Origin of the sequence: Acinetobacter sp. SCLZS86 (assembly GCF_021560715.1) — a bacterium.
Taxonomy (GTDB): Bacteria; Pseudomonadota; Gammaproteobacteria; order Pseudomonadales; family Moraxellaceae; genus Acinetobacter; species Acinetobacter towneri_A.
Genome location: NZ_CP090864.1, coordinates 2,243,992 through 2,267,436 on the forward strand (window position 1 = coordinate 2,243,992; position 23,445 = coordinate 2,267,436).

At 39.0% G+C, this 23,445-nt stretch carries 17 protein-coding genes and 1 pseudogene; 7 read left to right on the forward strand and 11 right to left on the reverse strand.

Translation table 11 applies throughout. The annotated features are described in order from the left end of the window. Positions 1-45 precede the first annotated feature (45 nt). The 3 genes from LZP46_RS10790 to LZP46_RS10800 all read left to right on the forward strand — a co-directional run bounded on the left by LZP46_RS10790 (position 46) and on the right by LZP46_RS10800 (position 6,186). A complete protein-coding gene (locus LZP46_RS10790; protein WP_236093820.1) occupies positions 46-1,179 on the forward strand; it encodes an efflux RND transporter periplasmic adaptor subunit in 1,134 nt (377 codons plus the stop codon). 63 nt (positions 1,180-1,242) lie between these two features. After that, a complete protein-coding gene (locus LZP46_RS10795) occupies positions 1,243-4,347 on the forward strand; it encodes an efflux RND transporter permease subunit (RefSeq protein WP_236093821.1) in 3,105 nt (1,034 codons plus the stop codon). Positions 4,348-4,470: 123 nt separating this feature from the next. Then, on the forward strand, positions 4,471-6,186 hold the full coding sequence (locus LZP46_RS10800; protein WP_236093822.1) for a proline--tRNA ligase: 1,716 nt from the start codon (positions 4,471-4,473) through the stop codon (positions 6,184-6,186). A gap of 58 nt (positions 6,187-6,244) precedes the next feature. On the opposite strand, the gene LZP46_RS10805 is transcribed toward LZP46_RS10800, so the two are convergent. The 7 genes from LZP46_RS10805 to apbC all read right to left on the reverse strand — a co-directional run bounded on the left by LZP46_RS10805 (position 6,245) and on the right by apbC (position 15,870). Then, the gene (locus tag LZP46_RS10805) at positions 6,245-7,669 is read right to left on the reverse strand and encodes a hypothetical protein (RefSeq protein WP_236093823.1); all 1,425 of its coding nucleotides are present in this window, start codon (positions 7,667-7,669) and stop codon (positions 6,245-6,247) included. A 14-nt stretch (positions 7,670-7,683) separates the two neighbouring features. Then, the gene (locus tag LZP46_RS10810; protein ID WP_236093824.1) at positions 7,684-9,930 is read right to left on the reverse strand and encodes a DUF6160 family protein; all 2,247 of its coding nucleotides are present in this window, start codon (positions 9,928-9,930) and stop codon (positions 7,684-7,686) included. 33 nt (positions 9,931-9,963) lie between these two features. Then, positions 9,964-10,680 carry a hypothetical protein gene (locus tag LZP46_RS10815; protein ID WP_236093825.1) on the reverse strand — a complete coding sequence of 239 codons (717 nt, stop codon included), beginning with the start codon at positions 10,678-10,680 and terminating at the stop codon, positions 9,964-9,966. A gap of 13 nt (positions 10,681-10,693) precedes the next feature. Continuing rightward, complete coding sequence (locus LZP46_RS10820) at positions 10,694-12,703, reverse strand: hypothetical protein (RefSeq protein WP_236093826.1); 2,010 nt, start codon at positions 12,701-12,703, stop codon at positions 10,694-10,696. 242 nt (positions 12,704-12,945) lie between these two features. Continuing rightward, positions 12,946-13,515: a dCTP deaminase gene (dcd, locus tag LZP46_RS10825; RefSeq protein ID WP_004975507.1), complete on the reverse strand. Its 570-nt coding sequence runs from the start codon at positions 13,513-13,515 to the stop codon at positions 12,946-12,948. A 134-nt stretch (positions 13,516-13,649) separates the two neighbouring features. Continuing rightward, positions 13,650-14,243 carry a LysE family translocator gene (locus tag LZP46_RS10830; RefSeq protein WP_236093827.1) on the reverse strand — a complete coding sequence of 198 codons (594 nt, stop codon included), beginning with the start codon at positions 14,241-14,243 and terminating at the stop codon, positions 13,650-13,652. A 373-nt stretch (positions 14,244-14,616) separates the two neighbouring features. After that, positions 14,617-15,870 carry an iron-sulfur cluster carrier protein ApbC gene (gene apbC, locus LZP46_RS10835; RefSeq protein WP_236093828.1) on the reverse strand — a complete coding sequence of 418 codons (1,254 nt, stop codon included), beginning with the start codon at positions 15,868-15,870 and terminating at the stop codon, positions 14,617-14,619. 278 nt (positions 15,871-16,148) lie between these two features. Here apbC and metG point away from each other — a divergent pair, with 278 nt between their 5' ends. The 3 genes from metG (at position 16,149) to LZP46_RS10850 (ending at position 20,178) form a co-directional block, all read left to right on the forward strand. Further along, entirely contained in the window at positions 16,149-18,206 is a 2,058-nt protein-coding gene (gene metG, locus LZP46_RS10840) for a methionine--tRNA ligase (RefSeq protein WP_236093829.1), read from the forward strand. Between the two features lie 149 nt (positions 18,207-18,355). Continuing rightward, positions 18,356-18,493, forward strand: a complete 138-nt coding sequence (locus LZP46_RS10845; RefSeq protein ID WP_236093830.1) for a hypothetical protein — start codon at positions 18,356-18,358, stop codon at positions 18,491-18,493. Between the two features lie 68 nt (positions 18,494-18,561). Beyond that, positions 18,562-20,178: a hypothetical protein gene (locus LZP46_RS10850; protein ID WP_236093831.1), complete on the forward strand. Its 1,617-nt coding sequence runs from the start codon at positions 18,562-18,564 to the stop codon at positions 20,176-20,178. A 13-nt stretch (positions 20,179-20,191) separates the two neighbouring features. Here LZP46_RS10850 and LZP46_RS10855 read toward each other — a convergent pair. Continuing rightward, positions 20,192-20,758: pseudogene (locus LZP46_RS10855) on the reverse strand (IS630 family transposase). Then, complete coding sequence (locus tag LZP46_RS10860) at positions 20,748-21,203, reverse strand: helix-turn-helix domain-containing protein (protein ID WP_004973749.1); 456 nt, start codon at positions 21,201-21,203, stop codon at positions 20,748-20,750. The pseudogene LZP46_RS10855 and the gene LZP46_RS10860 overlap by 11 nt, the downstream one beginning before the upstream one ends. 177 nt (positions 21,204-21,380) lie before the next feature. Between LZP46_RS10860 and LZP46_RS10865 the strand changes: the two genes are divergently transcribed. Beyond that, positions 21,381-22,349: an MBL fold metallo-hydrolase gene (locus LZP46_RS10865; RefSeq protein ID WP_236093832.1), complete on the forward strand. Its 969-nt coding sequence runs from the start codon at positions 21,381-21,383 to the stop codon at positions 22,347-22,349. Positions 22,350-22,412: 63 nt separating this feature from the next. Here LZP46_RS10865 and LZP46_RS10870 read toward each other — a convergent pair whose 3' ends face one another. Together LZP46_RS10870 and LZP46_RS10875 are read right to left on the reverse strand one after the other, a co-directional pair. Beyond that, positions 22,413-23,036, reverse strand: coding sequence for a LysE family translocator (locus LZP46_RS10870; RefSeq protein ID WP_236093833.1), 624 nt, complete (start codon positions 23,034-23,036; stop codon positions 22,413-22,415). Between the two features lie 76 nt (positions 23,037-23,112). Then, a complete protein-coding gene (locus tag LZP46_RS10875; RefSeq protein ID WP_236093834.1) occupies positions 23,113-23,322 on the reverse strand; it encodes an NF038215 family lipoprotein in 210 nt (69 codons plus the stop codon). Positions 23,323-23,445: the final 123 nt, after the last annotated feature.

The following is a 23,445-nucleotide window of genomic DNA, read 5'->3' on the forward strand; positions in this document are numbered from 1 at the left end:
TTTGAATTAGCTTGCCATTTTGGCAATCATTAAGGACAAATATGCATGCACATTGCACAGCGTATCGCCGTTAGGTTTCATCGGCAGTATTTACCTATTTTTCGTATTGGTACTATCGGATTATGTATTTTACTGAGTGCCTGCCAAAAACCAGAAACTGAAAATAAAACAATAGTATCAGAAAAAATTGAACTTATTCAGCAAGATTTAGTGTCACCCCAACAAGGCAGTGCCATTAATAAAACTGCCTTTACAGGCACAGTACGTGCAGTCAATCAAAGCAGTATTCAAGCACAAGTGACTGCCACAGCAACTTCAGTCTATGTCAAAGTGGGCGATAGCGTACAACGTGGTCAAACCTTGCTGCGCTTGAATAATCAGGATAATGCTGCACGTTTGGCTCAAGCTCGCGCCAATTTAGCTGCAACGCAAGCACAAGCCAACCAAGCCCGAAACATGATGCAACGAAAAAAGCGTTTGCTCGATCAGGGTTTTATTTCGCAAGTGGAATATGAGCAAAGTCAGCTAGATTACCGTGCACAAATGGAAAGTGTACGCGCGCAACAAGCCAATGTTGATATCGCTTTAAAAGCCGATCAAGATGGCACAATTACCAGCCCTATTCATGGTGTCATTACACAACGTCAGGTTGAGCCTGGGCAAACAGTAGCTGCAGGACAAACCTTATTTGAAATCGTCGATCCGAAGCAATTAGAAATTCAAGCAAAATTACCAAGCGAATTACAAGCTGCACTCAAAATTGGTCAAAAAATTGAATATCAACTTCAAGGTCAAGCAAACATATTTAATGCACAAATTAGTCGCGTTTCCCCTGTTGCAGATTTAGCCAGTCGTCAAATTGAGTTTTTTGCGACCCCGCTTGAGCGTCTTCCTTCTTTAAGTATTGGGGCATTTGTGGATGGTTATATTTTAGCGAACACGACAATTTCAGGACAGATCATTCCACTCAATACCATTCACGATATCCAAAACAAACCTTATGTTTGGGTGATTCGAGATCGTAAAATTGCCCGTGTCGATATTACAGTTTTAGAACAACGCTACAGTGATAATTCTGCTGTGATTCAAGGCTTACAGAACAATGATCTAGTGAGTCGAGTGGTGTTTACCCCCGATCAAATCCAGCAGCAGGTGATCATTCAGAATAACCCTCAATAAATTGAATTTCATCTCAATGCAGTAGTGCAGATGTCCAATAAATAAAAAATCAGGATCGTTGTTATGTGGTTTACCCGAGTTAGCGTCAAGTATCCCGTTTTTACCATCATGATGATGTTTTGTCTGATGGTACTTGGCTTGGCGTCATGGCAACGTATGGGCGTGGAAGAATTTCCTGACGTCGATTTTCCATTTGTAGTGGTTTATACCAGCTATCCGGGTGCATCACCTGAAACAGTTGAGTCTGAAATCACCAAAAAAATGGAAGATCAGATCAACACCATTTCTGGACTAAAACAACTGGTTTCACAATCCAGTGAAGGGTTATCTACCATTATAGCCGAATTTAATTTAGATGTTCCTTCGGCAGTGGCGGCACAAGATGTACGCGATAAAATTTCTTCAGTCAGTGCAGGTTTTCGAGATGAAATTCAAGACCCTGTAGTGGAGCGCTACGACCCCACTGCCAATGCGGTTATGTCGATTGTGTTTGAATCCTCACAAATGTCCTTGCGAGATCTAAGCTCCTATTTAGATCAACAGGTTGTACCACAACTGCGTACTGTGTCTGGCGTCGGAACTGTCAATTTATTGGGGGATGCACAGCGACAAATTCGAATTGAGGTCGATCCACAAAAATTAATGAGTTTTGGCTTAGGTGTGGATCAGGTGATCAATACCCTCAAAGCTGAAAATATTGAAGTGCCAGGCGGTACACTCAAACAAGCCAATAGTGAATTGGTGGTCGAAATTCAATCCAAAGTCATTCACCCTCTGGCTTTTGGCGATTTAATTATTGCCAATAAAAATGGTGCGCCAATCTTTTTAAAACAGGTGGCAACAATTCAAGACACTCAGGCAGAGCTAGAAACCAGCGCGTTTCTAAATGGGCAAACTGCGGTTGCTGTCGATATCTTGCGTAGCTCAGACTCTAATATCATTGAAGTGGTAGATAACACCTACAAAACCTTGGAACGTATTCAAACCCAACTGCCTGCAGGCATGACTGCAAAAGTCGTGGCGGATTCTTCTAAAGGGATTCGAGGCAGTATCCGAGATGTAGCCCGCACCATTATTGAGGGTGCGATTCTAGCCGTCCTGATTGTACTATTGTTTCTTGGTTCATTCCGTTCTACCGCCATTACAGGATTGACCCTGCCCATCGCCCTACTCGGTACACTCACCTTTATTTGGGCATTTGGCTTTACCATCAACATGATGACCTTACTGGCGCTCTCGCTCAGTATTGGCTTATTGATTGATGATGCAATTGTTGTTCGTGAAAATATCGTGCGTCATGCAGATATGGGCAAAGACCACGTCACGGCTGCTTTGGATGGCACCAAAGAAATTGGCTTGGCGGTTTTAGCCACCACCTTAACCATTGTTGCGGTATTTTTACCCGTGGCATTTATGGGCGGGATTATCGGACGCTTTTTTTATCAATTTGGTGTAACCGTCAGTACTGCAGTACTGATTTCCATGTTTGTCAGTTTTACCCTAGACCCAATGCTGTCTGCACATTGGGCAGAAAAACCCAATCCCAATAAACAACCTGGACGGGTAAAACGTTTCTTAAACTGGATTTCCAACAAACTCGACAATTTAAGTCATCATTATGAAAAACTTTTAAAATTAGCGCTACGATTTCGCGTTATTACCTTATTGATTGCCGTAGCTTCATTATTTGCCGCACTCGGATTATCTAAACTGATTGGCACAGAATTTGTACCTGTACCTGACAAAGGTGAAATTCGGATTAAATTTGAAACACCTGTGGATGCCTCACTTGAATATTCACAAGCAAAATTAAAACAAGTAGATCAAATCATTCGTCAACACCCTGAAGTACGTGCGACTTACGGGGCAATTAACAGCGTGACAGATCGCGGGAAAAATCATGTTAACTTGCGTGTAACTGTCAGCCCGCGTAATGAACGTCAACAAACGCTGACTGAGCTCAATAATGAATTCCGCCAGCGTCTACAAAGTATTGCAGGCATCACCATCACCTCTGTCGCATCTGCCGATGAAACGGTTTCTGGTGGGCAAAAACCTGTGATGGTGTCTATTAAAGGCCCTGATTTAGCAGAATTACAAAAAATCTCTGACCGCTTTATGACCGAAATTGCTCAGGTGAATGGTATTGTCGATTTAGAAAGCTCGCTAAAAGCTCCTAAACCTACATTAGCTGTTCATATTAACCGTGTCCTTGCCAGCGATTTAGGGCTATCGGTAAATCAAATTGCCAATATTATCCGCCCACTGATTGCGGGGGATGATGTCACCACTTGGCAAGATGAACGTGGCGAAACCTACGATGTCAATGTTCGCCTTACAGAAAACCATCGTAGCTTGCCGAGCGATGTGCAAAATATGTATTTAACTTCACAAAAAACCGATGCCAATGGACAAAATATTTTAGTGCCTCTAGCAAGTGTGGCGAAGTTTGAAGAAAGTTTAGGTGCAGCGCAAATCAACCGCCGTGATTTGGCCCGTGAAGTTTTGGTCGAAGCTAACACTGCTGGACGTCCTGCAGGTGACATTGGTGCCGACATTCAAAAAATTCAGGATAACTTTAAATTACCCGCAGGTTATAGCTTCGACACTCAAGGCGCCAATGCTGACATGGCTGAATCTGCAGGTTATGCACTGACTGCAATTACCCTGTCTATTGTGTTTATTTATATTGTTTTAGGTTCGCAATTCAACAGTTTCATTCACCCCGCAGCAATTATGGCTTCCCTACCTTTATCGTTGATTGGAGTATTCTTGGCACTGTTTATTTTTAACTCGACCATGAACCTGTTTTCTATTATCGGTATTATTATGCTGATGGGATTGGTCACCAAAAATGCGATTTTACTAATTGATTTTATTAAAAAAGCCATGGATCAGGGCGATTCACGTTATGATGCAATTATAGCTGCAGGGAAAACCCGTTTACGCCCTATTTTAATGACCACCAGTGCAATGGTGATGGGGATGGTGCCACTCGCACTTGGCTTGGGTGAAGGCGGCGAACAAAGTGCGCCTATGGCACACGCAGTCATTGGCGGTGTAATTACATCCACCCTACTCACATTGGTGGTCGTACCTGTCATTTTCACTTACTTAGATGATTTTAAGAATTTTATGTTACGCCAAACGCGTAAACTGATTTCTTAAAATCTCACGCAAAGTCACACAATCGTTCGGGCTAAATTTTAACGCAAGTTTAGCCCGATTTTTATTGTATAATCTGGCTTTGAAAAAACTCCATTTAACGCTTCACTTTTTAGGACAGTTTCCATGCGCGCGAGTCGCTTTTTATTTGCTACGTTAAGAGAAACCCCAAACGATGCCGAGGTGATTTCTCACCAGCTGATGTTACGTGCGGGTATGATTCGTAAATTGGCTTCAGGTTTATATACTTGGCTGCCAATGGGTGTGCGTGTGCTAAATAAAGTTGAAGCCATTGTTCGTGAAGAAATGAACCGCGCAGGTGCTTTAGAAACCTTTATGCCTGTCACTCAGCCTGCTTCACTTTGGGAAGAATCAGGTCGTTATGTGCAATACGGTCCTGAATTACTGCGCTTTAATGACCGTCACGACAATCCTTTTGTACTCGGTCCAACACATGAAGAAGTCATTACCGATTTGGCACGTAACGAATTAAAAAGTTATAAGCAATTGCCAATCAACTTCTATCAAATTCAAACCAAATTCCGTGACGAAATTCGCCCACGTTTTGGGGTAATGCGTTCACGCGAATTTATTATGAAAGATGCTTATTCTTTCCATACCGATCAAGCCTCTTTACAAGAAACCTATGATGTAATGTACGACACCTACTGCCGTATTTTCTCGCGCTTAGGCTTAGACTTCCGCCCAGTTCAGGCAGATACAGGTTCTATTGGTGGTTCTGGTTCACATGAATTCCACGTTCTGGCTTCAAGTGGTGAAGATGATATCGCCTTCTCTACCGAATCTGATTATGCAGCCAATATTGAAATGGCTGAAGCTATTTTGGTGGGTGAACGTGCTGCTGCAACCCAAGAACTCAACATTGTGGATACACCAAACCAAAAAACCATTGCGGAAGTTTCTGCATTTTTAGGCACAAATAGTAACCAATCAGTCAAAGCGCTCTTGGTTCAAGGTGTTGCAGATGAAACAGGTCAAGTGCCTGTGATTGCATTATTCCTGCGCGGTGACCATGAACTCAACGAAATTAAAGCAGAAAAGCATCCACAGATTGCTGCACCACTTACTTTTGCAACCGATGCACAAATTGCAGCTTTAGGTTTAACTGCTGGCTTTGTTGGTCCACAAGGTTTGGTTGAAAAAGGCATAACAGTGATTGTAGACCGTGCTGCATCGATATTGTCTGACTTCGTTGCAGGTGCAAACCAAGTTGATCAACACGCAACAGGTGTGAACTGGGAACGCGATGCACAATATACTGAAGTTTACGATTTACGTAACGTCGTTGAGGGCGATCCATCTCCAGATGGCAAAGGAACTCTACAAATTAAACGCGGTATTGAAGTCGGTCATATCTTCCAGCTTGGTACTAAATACTCAGAAGCGTTGGGCTGCAAAGTATTAGGTGAAGATGGCAAACCGTTTACTGTTACCATGGGATGCTATGGGATTGGAGTAACACGTGTCGTTGCCTCTGCCATTGAACAAAATTTTGATGATAAAGGGATTATTTGGCCTGCAGCCATCGCACCATTTGAAATTGCGATTGTACCAATGAACGCACATAAATCACCTCGCACATTAGAAGCAGCAGAAGCACTTTATGCTGAACTTCAAGCTGCGGGTTATGATGTATTACTGGATGATCGTAATGAACGTCCTGGGGTGAAATTCTCTGACCTTGAGCTTACAGGTATTCCGCACCGTATTGTGATTGGTGAGAAAGGTTTAGATGCAGGTACTTTTGAATATAAAGGTCGTCGTGATGCTGAATCTAGCAACCTTACGAAAGAAGAATTACTCATCAAAATTGCCAAATAAGATTGAACACTGAGTATAAAAAATCCCGCACAAGTTGCGGGATTTTTTTCATTTGGGATTAGCAGAATTTCATACCACCATAACAGTTAGGGGTAACATTTTGGTTATTTAAAAGCTTATCCTTTAATGTAATCGTAGCTGGATTTCCTGTTGCATAATTCGTAAATTGACCTACATTAATATTCAATTTTTTTTCAACTGCTACGCCAGCCAAAGAACCTAAAGCCTCAAAAGCACCAACATCAATTGGTTCGGATTTATTGAGCAAATAGTCACTAATCGCTGTAGCTACTTGTGGTAATACCGCAGAAATATCAACCTTATCTGTTGTTGCTAAATATCCCAGTTGTATAGGTTCTTTAAAAGACATCCACCACCCTTGTTGAGCAACATCACCCTGATCGGCTCCTTGCCAATGCACAGGTTTACTTTGCAGAGATAAATACCCTCCTGTGCCATTGAGTGGAATATTGTGAATCATATTCAAAGCTTGAACAAAAGTAATATCCATATTAAGTTCATCCAAACTCGAGCCTGCTGCCATTTTAAAGAATGAGTGTGTCCCAAGAGAACCAAATAATAAAGCAGGGAATTCTACATAAAGCTGGTCTTGAGAGAAATCAGGAGTTCCTTGAACACTACCCGGTAAACTCTTACCCGGCTCTGCAACAGCTAAAGGAATAGAAGGAATAGATGAGCGAATACCACTCACTTTGGCAGCAGTCATACGTTGACCTGTAACCACCGTTTCTGGCATAGTAAAATCTACTTTCATAGAAGGAACTGTAATCCCGGTATGCCCTTCTGTTCTAACACCATTTGTAAATGGCTTACTATCAAACTGTCTTGTTTGCCCCAAAGCTTTTAAACGACCAGAAATAATTTCATCATCGGTCATACCAAATATCGCTTGCTCAGTAAATGAATTCCCTTGCGTTTGTGCCATTTTCATATAACCACTGAAACTTTTAATCCCGTCATTTGGGTTTTGCACGTTATCTGTACCCAAAGTCAGTAGACCTAAAATTTCTTCAGCACCTAAGCGAAAACCAACCACTTCACGTGTTGACGCACTATTTCCACTAATCGCAAATTCAATAAATGGATTGGTAATTTGTGCACTGGTACCCGCACGTTCACCATTAAACTTTGGGTTACCTGTTGAATCATAGGATTCATTCAAACCACTTAACGAAATATTAGAAATATCAATATCACATCCCGCTTTACCACCAATCGCGTTATTTACACCGCCACAACCAAGTTGTAGCGTTTTAATGTTGGCATTAAGCTCCATGAGTGCATCAACACTTAGTTTATAAAAATTTAACCCTTGCGATTGATCTGTCGCAGTCATCAGGTTCAAAAGTGCCTGACCTTGTACATGAGATAACTGATCATCATTTAAAGCCTGCATCGCTTGAGCAGAATTGAATGAAAAAGCTGTACTTAAAATAGATGCAACTAAAATTGTTTTTTTCATTTTATTTCTATCCTTTAGCGTGGCGTAATGCCCAATGTGCTGCGCATGGTTCCACCTGTAAGCACGACAGATGCGATTTTCTGCATATTGCCATTGGTAGACATTGCAAAGTCTGTTTTAAAGGGTTGAGCAATATCATTTTTATAATTAAATTTAACTTGATTGTCTAAAGTGACCGTATCTGCACTGACAACAACTTTTCCTTTAACACCTAAATGACCTTCCATTCGATTCAAGTTTATTGAAGAAGTTTGAACAGTTTCATTATTCACTTGATCTTCATTAATTAAACTAAAATAACTACCTAAGTTCTTCGGATCTGCCTTTTCTGTGCTATCTAAACTTCTAAACTTAAAGTTCGCATCAAAAGACAAAAAGTTTGAGTTCGGATTAGTATCGGTAGGATCCACTCCAGGAATTACCAACAATTCACCATTGCCATCTAATTTAAAAGCAATTGTGGTCAACACATCATCTTTCTTAGAGAAATTATCGTAAGGTACAAAGCCACCGCATTTAGTTGATCCTGTGACGCAGTTGTACTTTGAACCTGGTAATTGTCCAATCGCTAACTCTGCTTTTGCTGCAATCAATAAATGATCTGCACGAATATAAATCCCTTCATCTTCATAACCAATCACACCGTCGGACTGAATTAATGCATCAATATTTCTTAAACCAGCATAATAGTTGACAGCTTCACCAGCATGCAGGCTGTCTTGCCCGTCAATTAAGATAATAGAAGTGGTACTTGGTAAGCCTGTTTTTGAATCAATGCCATAACCTTCGGTAGAAACAATAGCGTTATAACCAATTCCAGTTTTGTTCGTTCCATCATAAGGTGACAGATATTGTTTACCCGACAAGGCCACATTGGCATTTAAATTATAAATTGGAATCCCAATACCCCAAGAACCACCATCTCCTGTCAATTCATTTAAAGAGTTGTCAGAAATAATTCTAGCTTTGGCTGCAATAGACTGAAAGTCCATACCACGAACAGCGATCAGTGAGAACTGGTCACCTTCAAGCTTACTCGATAGCAACTGGTTTAAAATAGGACTGGTTGCACCAATGGTATTTTTAATATTTTCATTGACTAAAAAATTGAGGTTTTTCGCTTGTACGGTATTAATATAAATATCGCCAAAATCGATAGAGGCATTTTTATTGTGTAAATTACCTTGTGCATCACGTGTGGTTAGCGGTCTTAAATTCGAAAACTCAACCGCATAACTGCCTTTTCCTGTGTGCCCAATTTCTAAGGTTGTTGGTAATTGCCCTGCAGCCAAGCCTGCCGTATTTTGATTGGTAAAATCAGCAGATAAGCCCAAATGCAAACCACCTTGCCCCACCACAGTATCGTAGCCTGTAACTGCGGTATTTTTAGTTTCAATTACACCATTGACCTTATTCGAAACGTCAAAATTGGCAACATTTTTTTGATGCCCATTAAAAAACAATTTCGCATTGCTTACCGCACCTGATGCACCAAAGCGAATTAAATTTTTATCATCATAACGCAAGTCAATATTGACCCCAGGGTTAGTTGCATTTTGTCGGCTACTAGCAACATCACTCAGGTCTTTCACTCGTCCAAGATTCACAAAATGGTCGGTGGTGCCATTTTTAGTGGTAAAGACCAATCCCTCATCGGCATCAATGTACATATAGCCGTCAGTCGCAAAATTAAAGTTAAAATCATGCATAGATAATTTATGCTTACCTAAACCATGACTAATTTTGGCATTCTGTAACTGGAAGTTTAAATGTGCCGTTTCATTTTGATTGAATAAACCTGCTTTGGTTTCTAATAAAACTTTTAAAGGTGATTTAGTTTCTAAGCCGAACTGACCCAAGCTTTGTGTTTCTTTAGTACAACTATTTCCGACACAGTTTTTTTTGACCAAGTTTAAATCTGCAGTCGATTGAAAAGCATCAATACTCGCATCGATACGCACACCTGCGCCAACATCAGTTTTCCCCACATCTAAAGCAAGCTTACTGATAATAGGCTGGTTATTCTGTCCTTTAATTTCTACATTATGTAAGCCTAAACCCTGTTGAGTTCCAGCCACTAAATCAGGATCATACCAATTGACTTGATTAATCGTGGCTTTAGACATTTCATGGGTGATTACAATACCATCTTGCCCACTTACATCAGACAAATGCTGGTCTGCAATCAGCTCTAAAGCATACACTTGTTGCGCACAAAGTACGCTCAATGTTAATAAATTCAACTGCATTATTTTTTTCATTGTTATTTCCCTATACTGTACTTAATCCTATATTCAACAACGACTTGCTGCTGAACCTGTACAATTGTAGCTAAATATTTTCACATTGCCAGACATGTGCATATTGCCGTGAATATTTAAGCCCATAAATCCTTTTTCAGCGCCCTGATCAAACAAAGGTACATCTTGCTGAACTAAGTTATAACTACCATCTTGTTGATAATTTCTTCCTTGAAATTTGGTATATACCTCTGAATTTGCATAACCTTCATTTGCTCCCTGCCCTGTACCTGTTTCAATAGATAATGCAGCGAAACCCAAATTTCTTATTTTTAATGGCTTATCATCATAAAACTTAAGCTGCATTGCCGTTTGTGGGTCATTTTTATAGTTAATAATAGTCGTGCCATCTAAAGAAAATTTATCTATTTGTATGGTGCCCTGAATTTGTTTAAATACCAGCCATTTTTTATTGCCGTTATTATCTTCATGGTTATTGGGTGCAATGGCTAAACGACAAAGCACATTATTGTCAGCACAATTTTTACTATAGCGATAATAAACTTCTGTAGGTTTAGTCCCACCATTAAATTTAGAAATATTGCTGAGTTCTAAATTTTCGGCATATTCATGGTTTAACGATAACGTCCAACTGAGGTCTGCTCCACCTTGACCAGTAGCCTGCGTTAATTCATGATTTTCCAGTGCAATTAAATTGGCATGGGTCAAAGGACTACACATCAATGCAATACAAATCAGTTTTTTCAACATGATGATTCTCCTTTTATAGACCTGTTGTTTTAAATTTAAGGTGCTGAATCAGCACACCATCTATTGCAACTGAACCTAGATTCTTAGCAGTACCATCCACACCTTTAAATACAACACCTGTAGCATTATCATGATCCTTGGCACGCAACATATTATTTGGCAAGCGTTCTACAGTACCAATTGCAATACTACTATGCGTCGCATTACGTCCTTGATACATCGCAGCACTGTCATTGGCATTGGCTTTTAGCGGTGTGCCACAGCTCACCACATTACAGGTAGAACCTGTAAATGCTGTAGAACCTAAATATCCACCCTTTCCATCTTCATAATTTTGATAAATTTTATTGTAAATTTCAGGAACATTCGGAATACGTGTTACTTCCAGCACAATATTATTGCCCTCAGAACCAACCACAAAAGGCTGATACATATTCCCTAAAACTAAATTGATATTTGGGCTGTATAAATACAAACCTTCTATATCATGAAAAACTGGTGCTAATGAACCATCTATTGCTGGTGTGACCGCAGTTCCATCTAAAGTGTCTGACTTTGCTGCTGTACTAATGCGAATTCCTTTACTGTCTAAGTTTGAGTCTGTGAAACTTAAATTCGCAGGATTATCATTGGTATTTAAACGCAATACACTTGCCATACCCAAGGTTTGATGATGATTTGGGTTATCCGAGTCTAAAGTCTGAAATAGTCGAGTCTGTGAACCATTTAAACTTAAACCATTGGCAATAAACTGAGTACGTAAACGGTGCTCTTTATCTAAACCCGATTTTGGTGCTCCAGTGCTCGGATCAACCTCTGCGCTTGAGTTCAACTGACGCGAAAAAATATCAGTCCAAAAACCCAATTTAATATTATTATCACTTTCAGTTGGCGTTGTAGTTGCGAGCGGTGCCTCTAATGCTAAATAACCAACATCTTTTTCTACATTTTTAAATTGTTTTACTTTTTCTGTGCCTGCACGGAATAACCATGGGTTATCTGCTGAACCCCAGTTAAAGCCTTGATTGCTATAACGACTGCTTAATGAGTTATCACTTTTAGATAATGCCAGACCATAAATAAAGACATCTGCTTTAGTTCTGAGTGAACCCACTGAAGTTTGTGCTGCTGCTGTTTTTGCTGCTTGAGTTGCGTTATTTACTGCTAATAATTCTAATTCTTTGATTGCATTTGTAGCTGCTGCTTTTGCAACTTTATCACCCTCAAGGTTTAGCCGCTCTTGAGTTACAGTTTCTACAGTTTGAGCAACCTCAGTATCAATATGATTAACTCTTGTAACCCCTTGCGTCCACTGTGTTGAAGGTACAGTTTGAGTACTTCTATTACCATATAAAATTTCAATCATTTCATAGGTATTCTGTAATGCATACTTGGTAGATGCATCTTTATTCCTCCAAGTTGGATTTGCAGCACTAGGAATAGTCGTTCCATCCTTCGTCGCATTAATCCTTCCTTCATTATAATAATCAGTATAACGCTGTTGATAATATTCTTGCATTAGGTCAGATTCAAAGTATTCTGCTACTAGACTTTGACGTACACCAACTGAGATTTCACTGCTCACTGCTGTTTTTGTAGAGCTATAATTTTGTGTTTTATAGTTATTAAAAGTCGTTGTATAGGTACTTTGATATAATGTTGATGTAGTTGAAACACCTGCCAAATATTCAGCATCATAAACCTGATTATAAACTTTCTTATAGGTATGTTCTGAAATATTCTGATAATTCTCCCCCGTCGGGATAATACGAATAAAGCCCGTATCATATTGACTTGGGTTTTCTAACCCACGTGTATAGCTCGACCCTGTTGATAGGTCATTCGGTTGCTGAAACACCATTTTGAAATCATCAAGGACTAAAGCAACCCCTTCGCCTGTGGTATTTGACAAAGAGTCATCGGAGAGTGCTTGTAAAGCATAACTCGGGTTCGCCAAAAATAAGCCTATCGCAGTGGCTAAGCAATGCTTACGAAAAGGGTAAGTAATTGCGTGTTCAGTCATCTCGACCTTCCTTTTATCTGATGCTCCGCATCTTTTTTTATTTATCTACAGCTTGGCTATTTATTTGAGTGTTTTTATCCTTAAAAACGTGATTATGCCAAAGCATTCTCATATTTAATTATGCTGAATATTTATGCAAATGCAAAACAAACTGGCTAAACTGCACAGCTTTCCGATGAATGAAAAAAAAGCGAGCACATGGGCTCGCTTGTTCAACAGAAAAATTATGATGAGTTAATAACTTATGCTTTAGGCAAGGTAACGCCTGTCTGCCCTTGATATTTACCACCACGGTCTTTGTACGAAGTTTCGCAGACTTCATCTGATTCAAAGAACAACATTTGTGCCACACCTTCGCCTGCATAAATACGTGCAGGTAAGTTCGTGGTATTGGAAAATTCTAAAGTTACATGACCTTCCCACTCTGGTTCCAGTGGCGTCACATTCACAATAATACCGCAACGTGCATAGGTCGATTTACCTAAACACACGGTTAATACATTGCGCGGAATACGGAAATATTCAACGGTACGCGCCAAGGCAAACGAGTTTGGCGGAATGATGCACACATCTGATTCAATATCGATAAAACTTTTTTCATCAAAGTTTTTTGGATCGACAATTGCTGAGTGAACATTGGTAAAGACTTTAAATTCACGTGCACAACGTACGTCATAACCATAGCTAGAAACACCATAGGAGATGAGTTTCTCTCCATTTTCGTCAAAGCGAACTTGGTTTTCTGCATACGGTTCAATCATGCCGTGTTTTTCGCTCATTTCACGAATCCAACGATCAGACTTAATTGCCATTTATTTTCTATCCAAAATATGAATGTTTAACTGTGCTGTACTTTAACTGAAATCTAAGTTAATGAAAACCAGCCGTTTCCCTCGCACCGCTTTTTTAAGTGCAATGATTATTTGTGGTGGACACAACTTTAGCTTTATAGACTCAACAAAGCCGAATAACTTAAAGGAATTGAAAAGCTCAGCAACACAATAGAAGCTGTTTTTTGTAGATTGCACTGATTGAGCCAGCTAATATTATTTTTAGCGAGCACCGAACCAATAAATGTCCAGAAAAAAGCAATCGGCACGATTAAACATAAAAATGCCAACATGTGTGCCACATAATAGTCTGCTTTTACCCATGCAATCGTTGGGAAAATTGCAGAGGCGAACAACAATGCTTTAGGATTCAGTAAAGTCGCTAAAAATAGCTCACTCGCACGGATCGTAGGTTGATTAAAGCTTTGCTCTACTTTAGCCGTGCGCCATAATTTAATCGCCAAGAAAATAATATAGCTTGCACTGAATAATTTTAGAATGGTGGGCAACAACGGGAGATGAGTAGACACCGTACCAATTAAGGCACCCCAAAGTGTAATAGAAATCAAATAACCCAATGCTTCTGCTGGAATTAATCGGAAAGATTTGCGGATACCAACCTGAATACCTGATGATGCAAGCAAGGTATTGGTTGGCCCTGGTGTCAATAAAATTGTGATCACCAAACCGATAAAAAACCATGAAATCATGCATTGACCTCACTACTGAATGAGCGCAGATTAAAATAGTTCATTGCAATTGGCAAAAAGTATTTTGTAAGACAAATTCTTGATCAGTTTAACATTTTAAATTTATTATTCTTATTCAATTACTTATATAAAAAATATTTTTTAATTAAATGGTAACTTATAAGTCATTTTATCTTAACATTTTTAGGATATTTAGAGATTAAACACCATTAAATCAGATGCTTGTGTATTTTTTAATCAAAAAAAATAGCTCACCGAAGTGAGCCAAATTTTCAAAATATTGTGACTTAGCTTTTAAAGATGAATCAGTCAAAATTTAAAGAATGATAACTTAATGACTGCAACTGCAATCATTCCAAGCTGAGATCCCTCACTAGAAAATACGATTCTGATCTTTTTCAGCTTTAGGCAGTTTTTTTGCAATTTGCTGAGCAATCGCAATGTAACTATCGGCAGCATCATCGCCTGCAATCACTGACGGCGTACCTGCATCGACATTTTCACGAATACTGACATTCAATGGTAAACGCCCAAGTAACGGAATGGCATATTGTTCTGCCAGTTTATCGCCACCACCTTGACCAAAAATTTGTTCTTCGTAGCCGCAGTTTGAGCAGATATGCGTCGACATATTCTCAATTACGCCCATGACAGGGATTTGCACACGATTAAATAGTTCGATGCCTTTGACAGCATCCATTAAGGCAACATTTTGTGGTGTAGTCACAATCACCGCTCCCGTTACAGGAATACGCTGTGCAAGTGTCAATTGAATATCCCCCGTTCCTGGTGGCATATCAATCATCAACACATCTAAATCTGGCCATAAAGTTTGATTAAAGAGCTGCATTAATGCACCTGTGGCTTTTGGTCCACGCCACGCTACAGGTGTATTGTGATCACCTGTTAAATGTCCGATGGATAACACAGGCATCCCAAAAGCATCCAATGGTACAAATTGCTCAGCTTCAATCATTGGAGTTTTGCCTGCATTGCCGAGCATGGTCGGAATACTTGGACCATAAATATCGGCATCCAATACGCCAACTTTTAAGCCTAGCTTTTGTAATGCCAAAGCCAAATTTACAGTAGTGGTAGATTTTCCAACCCCGCCTTTGCCCGAAGATACCAAAATTACGTTTTGAATACGCGGATGTTTCGGCACATCGCGCTGTTGTGGCGCAGCTTTTTGAATCGGTGGATTATTCGGATCGGCTTCTTGCATTGAACTTTGACCTGCAGCATCGACTACTGGCGGTAAATGAGATGCTACGGTCTGTGTGGTCGATGTTGAGCAGCTTTCACCTTCAGCATGTTGATGCCCACAACTTTCTTTTTTCTGTCCAGATTTCTGCTGAATCACATGCATATTCAGTTCTTTAATGCCGCATTTTTCTAAAGCATCTGCCAGTTCATCATGAATTTGTTGTAAATGTTGTTTTTCTTCAGGATAAGTATTGATGGTGATTTGCAGGATGTCACCTTGCACATTCACTTGAGAAATACGGTCTTTTAAAGCATGTTCAGATTCAGGCAATACATAACTTTGTAGCACGTGCTGAATAGCTTCCTCATTCACCGTATGCGAAGGTGAAAAAACTGATTTAAGTGAAGAAAGCCAAGACATAGATTTACTCCAAAGTTTGGAAATACCGCGATTTTCATAGTGTAACGATAATTCAGTATAAGGTTAAGTCGTGCTTTCACTGAAATACTTAATTCTGAGTATATTGCTTGGTTTTCAACATGGTTTATCTTCAAATGCAGACCAAGAGCTTGTTTAGATATTGTATTTAGCCTTCTAGGCGGATTTGAAAAGAATTCATGGAATCCCTTGTGCATCTATGTGCTATCTAAGGTAAAATTGCCCGAATTGCATCGTCCCTATTTGAGAGAGTTATATCCGTGCGTCAAATTTTAGTCACTAACGCCCTACCATACGCCAATGGTCCGATCCATATGGGTCACTTACTCGGTTATATCCAGGCAGATATCTGGGTTCGCGCCATGCGTGCAATGGGACATGACGTGACTTATGTCTGTGCGGATGATGCGCATGGTACAGCAATCATGCTGCGTGCCGAAGCCAACGGGATTAGCCCTGAACAGCAAATTGCCAATGTGCAACAAGAACACATTCGTGATTTTGACGGTTTTGGCGTGCATTTTGATCATTATGATTCAACGCATAGCGACACCAACCGCGCACGTGCCAGTGAAATTTATGTCAAAAACCGTGATGCAGGCAATATTGCTGTTCGTCCTGTTACGCAATTATTTGATCCTGAAAAAGGCATGTTTTTGTCTGATCGTTTCATTAAAGGCACGTGCCCGAAATGTAAAGCAGAAGATCAATACGGCGACTCTTGCGAAGTTTGCGGCACAACCTATAACGCGACTGAGCTGATTAATCCAAAATCGACTTTGAGCGGTGCAACGCCTGTAGAAAAATCATCAGATCATTACTTCTTTAAATTGCCTAATTTTGGTGAATATTTACAAAAATGGACGCGCGATGAAGGTCGTTTGCCAGTTTCAATTGCCAACAAATTGGATGAATGGTTTGAAAACGGTTTAAATGACTGGGATATTTCACGTGATGCACCATATTTTGGTTTTGAAATTCCAGATGCACCAAATAAATATTTTTATGTCTGGGTTGATGCGCCAATTGGTTATATGTCGAGTTTTGAAAACTACGTAAAAACCAAACGCCCCGACCTGAATTTTGACGATTATTGGAAAAAAGATTCAGACAAAGAAGTCTATCACTTCATTGGTAAAGACATCGTCTATTTCCACGCTTTATTCTGGCCTGCGATGTTAGATGGTGCGGGTTATCGCACCCCTACAGGTTTATTTGTAAATGGCTTCTTGACTGTAAATGGTCAAAAAATGTCAAAATCTCGCGGCACATTTATTAAAGCAGAAACATATTTACAGCATTTAAACCCTGAATATTTACGCTATTACTTTGCCTCAAAACTGTCTGACAAAGTTGAAGACTCTGACTTAAATCTGGATGATTTTGTGCAGAAAGTAAACTCTGACCTTGTAGGTAAAGTGGTGAACATTGCCAGCCGTTGTGCCAAATTCATCAACACCAAATTTGATAACAAATTAAGTGCAAACTGCGCAGAACCTGAGTTGGTACAAAGCTTTATTGCTGCAGGTGATTCAATTGCCAAAGCATACGAAGCGCGTGAATTTTCTACTGCTATTCGTGAAATTATGGCGCTTGCTGACCGCGCCAACCAATATATTGATGAGAAAAAGCCTTGGGCTTTAGCCAAAATTGAAGGTGAAGAACAACAAGTACATGATGTATGTTCTGTAGGGATTAACCTGTTCCGTCAATTGGCCATTTATCTTGCGCCTGTACTGCCAACCTTGGCTGAACAAGTTCAAGCCTTCTTACAGTTAGATAGCTTTAACTTTGAATCATGTAAAACTGTTTTAGTCGGTCATGAAATTGCGTTGTTCCAACCACTCATGCAACGTGTAGACCCGAAAGCTGTGGCTGCTATGGTAGATGCATCTAAGGATTCTTTAGCTGCTCCTGCTGAAGCACCAAAAACTGAAAAGAAAAAGGAAAAAGCCAAAGAGAAAAAAGCAGAGCCTAAAGTAGGTGAAGCAGAAATTATCACCATTGATGACTTTGTCAAAATTGATTTACGTGTTGCAGAAGTTCTTGAAGTGGCTACTGTTGAAGGTTCTGATAAGCTTCTTCAACTGACTTTAAATGTTGGTGAAGCTGAACCTCGTAACGTGTTTAGCGGTATTCGTGAATTTTATCAACCAGAAGATTTAAAAGGCAAATTGGTGGTGATGGTGGCTAACCTTGCACCACGTAAAATGCGTTTTGGTATTTCTAACGGGATGGTACTCGCTGCGGGTAATGGCGAAGGTGTTTGGGTGATTTCACCTGAAAGTGGTGCTAAACCGGGTGATAAAGTGTCTTAATATTTGAGATTAAGATAAAAAGCCTCTACTGATGTAGGGGCTTTTTTATAACTCAGCTCAAATAAAATTTGTCGCCAAAATTCTTCGAGTTTAAATTCTTAATTTTTTATGATGCGTGTACTCAAACACAACATCATGGAGATTTTAAAATGAGTAAACAAACCACCCCACAAAGTAACTCAGCTAATCAATCAAATGCAAATAAAGGAACAAATGGGACTAATATTGCCTATGATCGTGCTCAAGGTAATCGTGGTCAGCAATTAAATCCAAATCATAAAAAGTAATTTTTAAGTTTTAAGAAGCATTCTAAAGAGTGCTTCTTTTTTTCATTTATAATTAAGAGGGCTTTTTTATGTACGCTTTGGCACAATTTCCATCGCAAGGTGATTTAATTAAATTTGCTTATGATGCTTTAGGGATTATCCCATCTAAATCTGAACAAATTTTAGATTTAAAAATTGAAAATAAAAGTCTACAAAAAAGTCTTCAAAGATTAGCAGATGAAGATGGTTCAAATTATCTAGAGAATTTCAGTAATCACGTTCAAGCCTTAATTAATGCAATAACTGATCTCTTTCCATCGTATCAATTGCATAATAGCATTCTAGATACACTGAAAGAGTTCTTTCAGTGTTATTTAGCTACTGTTTTAGATAATCATACATATTTAGAAAAAAAGAAGTCGTTTGAGTTTATTATCTTTTCTACTCTTTTACCTAGATTACCCATCTCACTCTTAAAACATAAAGAAAGTTATGCTGATTTTTTTCAAGAAATTCATGCACCACAAAATTTTTATTGGTTTTTAGGATCAGAAGATCAAACACCTCTAAGCTATATTATACAGTGGATTTATAATTCAGAGAGCTTATCTCACGAAGAATTTCACATTTTACTTAAAAACCAATTGAAAAATAATGAGGACAACCAAGATGAAAAAGATATTTGGAATACGCGAAAGTGGCTAACTAACCAATCTCTTCCACCATTCAGTCGTATCAAGGCTGTATTTGATAGGGCTTTTATTGCTAACTCCATTTCAGCAGAGAAACAAGAAATATATTTATTCTTTTTAGCTATTGCACGTTTCTGTACATATTGTATTCAGAAAATTAAAGAAGTTTATGGGGTACATACTTTAGAAAGCATTATTACTACGCTACGGATATACATAGATGCAATTCATAAAGATTTTTATATGTTTAAGAATAAAGTTAAACAAGCTATTAGAAGACAAAAAGATCTTATAGAAAAAGATCCTTATAGCATTGAACAGAATACAAATGTGGATGAAATGGTAAATTTTGCCGTATTTGAATCTTTCTCAACAAACTGCTTACAAGCTGGTGAAGAATTAGCTTTACATGTACAGCAAGTAGGTCATACGAATGATCTATCTGATTCTGATGATAATTTTCCTGCTAATTTTAATTTAATTACATTAAAAGATGGTTTTCGCTATTTGCAATCACAAGCGAATCCTACAGAGTTTTTAACAAATATTGAAAATTACCATCAAGGTCACCTTGATGTCCTTGAGAACAAAATATCTTTTGATACATGGTTTGAGTCTTATAAATTATGTAAAAATGATGTCGTTTATCCATGGTTAGAACAATGGATTCGCGGTGTTCTTGCTTTTAAGAAAAATCAGTATCAAGAAGCATTAAATTTTATGGATAGTGCTTTTGAAACAATTCGTTATGCTGCAGGTAAGCATCAAGAACGCTTTTTGGAAGAGTATCTTTTAATTAGTTTATCTAATCCTAAAGGCTACAAAAGTTTTAAGAAAGCCTATAAGTGGGGAACTTTTATGAACCATTTTGGTGGATTAAAATCTTTATTTAACTTAGAAAGTGATGAGGAAATTAAACAGCTTTATCAAGCTAAAAAAGATGATTTTAAAGCGTTTGAAGAAATGAAAAATAATATGAATATGAGAACTTTAGCAAAAATGGTTTTTCATTAGAGATAAGCTGTCATTAAAAAGTAAACATGTATTCTTTTCCGAATTGGTTTGATACTCTCTCCACCCATTGCTCTATTTTATCAGCTGTCATGACTTGAAAATCTCGCTAATAATATTTCATCTGCTTCCATACCATCTCGATTCGATTTAACTCAGGGCTATAAGCTGGAATAAAATACAAATTCGTCGAAAAGTTACTTTTAAGTAGCTCTCTGTAATCAGCCATCTTTTTACTTCTATGAATCGAGGCATTATCAACAATAAGAACCAATGGAAGGTTATAAGTCTGTTTTACTTGTTGAGCTATTCCAGTTAAATAGGCATAAAACCAAGTGCTTGTAACTGACTCTTGTAAACAACTTGTCACCAGTTTCCCCGTTGAAAGCAAACACCCCATGACATTAACTCGTTTTAATCTTATTGCATCAACCGCATGAACATCACCTATCTTTGTCCATGCATAGCGGTTATCAGGTGTAGATGAAAACCCTGTTTCATCAACATAACCTAATATAATTTCACCACGTGCCGCTTGCTCTCGTAATTTTTCAATCTGCTGTGTTGCTTGTTCAAATGCAATCGGATCTCTTTTTTTTCAAGCTATGACGGGTACGCTTGAAGACCATACCTGAATCACGTAAAAACTTACGAATGGTTTCAACAGACACGGACACTTCGTATTCTTCATGTAGTTTGACTCGGATTTGTTCTGCATTGAGTGGACTTGTATTGACCCAATCTAGGATTTTTGCCTGATAGTCTGAGATCAATGTATTGGGCCGACCTGAGCGATGACCTTCTTTAATCGATTCAAACTCATACAATTCCCAACGTCGGCGTTGTAGCCTTATGGTTTCTGGGATACGTTCTTGTAGAGTGGCAACTTCCGCAACACTTTTACCTTCAGAAAGCCAGAGAATAGTTTGGGCACGTTGTCTTTCACGCCAATGTTTTGCATGCTTGGCCAGAAAAATGAGTCGTTCTCGCTGTTCTAAACTAAGTGGTACAGAAACAATTCGAGGCATGTGTGAACATCTGTTAACTAAAAAAACTTTTTCGCATGATTAATTATTTTTGTCAACTTATGACCAAGATTAATTTATAGGAAGAAGAATTACCCTTATTTGTATATAGCGCTAAATGGATAATCAAATTTTTTCATGCTAAAAATAACTTATCCATTTAGAACTTACAAAAAACCCATGAAAACGTTAAAACCACTATTCCTAGCACTCGCTCTAAGCACCACAGCCCTCACCACTTACGCTGCTGAACCGACTATTGCCCAACAAAAACAAGTAGCGGGCTATTACCATCATCAAATCGGCAATACCCAAATCACCGCCCTACTCGATGGTACAAACCACCTCAACCCATCCATGTTTAAAGGCTTAAATGACACTGAAAAAACCGAGATTCTCAAAAAATACTATGCTGACCAGGCCAAAGGCATCCAAACTTCCGTGAATGCCTTCCTGATCAATATAGGCAATCAACTCTTGATGGTCGACAGCGGTGCAGCCAGCTGCTTTGGCGATCACTTAGGTTCAATCTATAACAATTTAAAAGCCTCAGGCCATCAACCAGAACAAGTGAATGGTGTCTTTCTGACACATTTACACCCTGACCATGTTTGCGGTATTTCCAACAACGGCGTAGCGCATTATCCAAATGCCACTTTGCATATTTCAAAAATAGAATACGATTTCTGGCTGAATCCCAAGACAGTGAAGAAACTGCCAAAAGACAAACAGGCAGGCTTCTTAAGCACAGTTGAAAAAATTAAAGCGGCTTTAGCGCCGTATGAAAAAGCCAAAAAAGTGAAGGTATTCTCGGACAAATCATTGGCATTGGGTGACATCCAATTTAAACCATCCTTTGGCCATACCCCAGGGCATTACAGCTTTAAGCTGAAAGTCGCAGATCAGGAAGTCGTTTTTATCGGTGACATCGTACATTCGCATACATTGCAATTCGACAAACCTGAAACAGCAATCGAATTCGATGTTGATCCTAAAACTGCGGTACAAACCCGTTTAAAACATTTTGCCGAATATGCGAAGCAAGGTCAGACTATTGCAGCTCCTCATTTACCCTTCCCAGGGATCGGTCATATCTATTCTCAGGATAGAAAGAGCTATCAATGGATGCCTATTCATTTTAAAGATTAATGATTCTAAAAAACCTTCTCCATTTAGGAGAAGGTTTGAATGAAGGCACTATACACATATTACTCACTTCATCCCAAAAATCAGCTTTAACCCAAGCACTGTCATCACTGCCCCTGCTAGCCGATCAAAACCCGCTTTAAACTTCAAATAGACTTTACGTGGTTTTTCTGCAGACAAAGCCACTGCAACTAATGAGCACCAACCTGCATCAATAAAAAAACACAGAATTGGCAGCACCACATAAAAATAAGTTGGAATTTCTTTAGGCAACAAAGCCGTAAAAATACTGGCAAGCACAATTGCAATTTTAGGGTTAGATAACTGCGTAATTAAACCTGTGGTAAACGCACGGCGAAGCGACATTTGCTGCCCATCCGCAAGATTGGTTTGAATAGGCTCTTTGGCATGCTTCACAATTTTATAAGCCAAAAATAACAGATATAAACCACCGCAAATTTTAAGCAGCAAATATGCTGAAGGCACTGCCAATAAAATAGCCTGCAACCCCATCACCGCCAATAAACCAAAAATTGCGGCACCCGTACCCGTGCCTAAAGCAGTAAATAAACCATGCTTACGTGAAATGGCTATCGAATTTTTTGCCACATAAATAAAGGTAGGCCCAGGACTCATTGCCCCCAACATTAATGCCATCGCAATTGAACCTAATATAAGCAAGGATTCCAAAACCAACACCTGACGCAGCAAAATCAATTTAGCTATTTTACGGTTTTTATTTCCATGGTTGTACTATTTGGTCAAATTATTTATGGCTCATTTTCCTACTAGATGCCGTAACCAATTGATAGTGATGTTCATGTACAGGCATGCCCACCATAATCACTCCGCGAGTTTCTATTTTGTTTGAGCTTTGCGTTTGTGTTTCTTGCACACTTGCGGCATCACATCCACATAAACCCAGAATCACACTAAGCAAAAATAAAGAACACCATTGATGAGAAAAGAATGACATGTTTTTTCTCCTGTTCTTCTTTTATATTTATCGTTCGAGCATAGCATTCATTCAGCACGTAAATTCATTGTGTTTGTTACCGTGCCATTTATAATTATGTGATTAATCTTATTGCTGATCTGT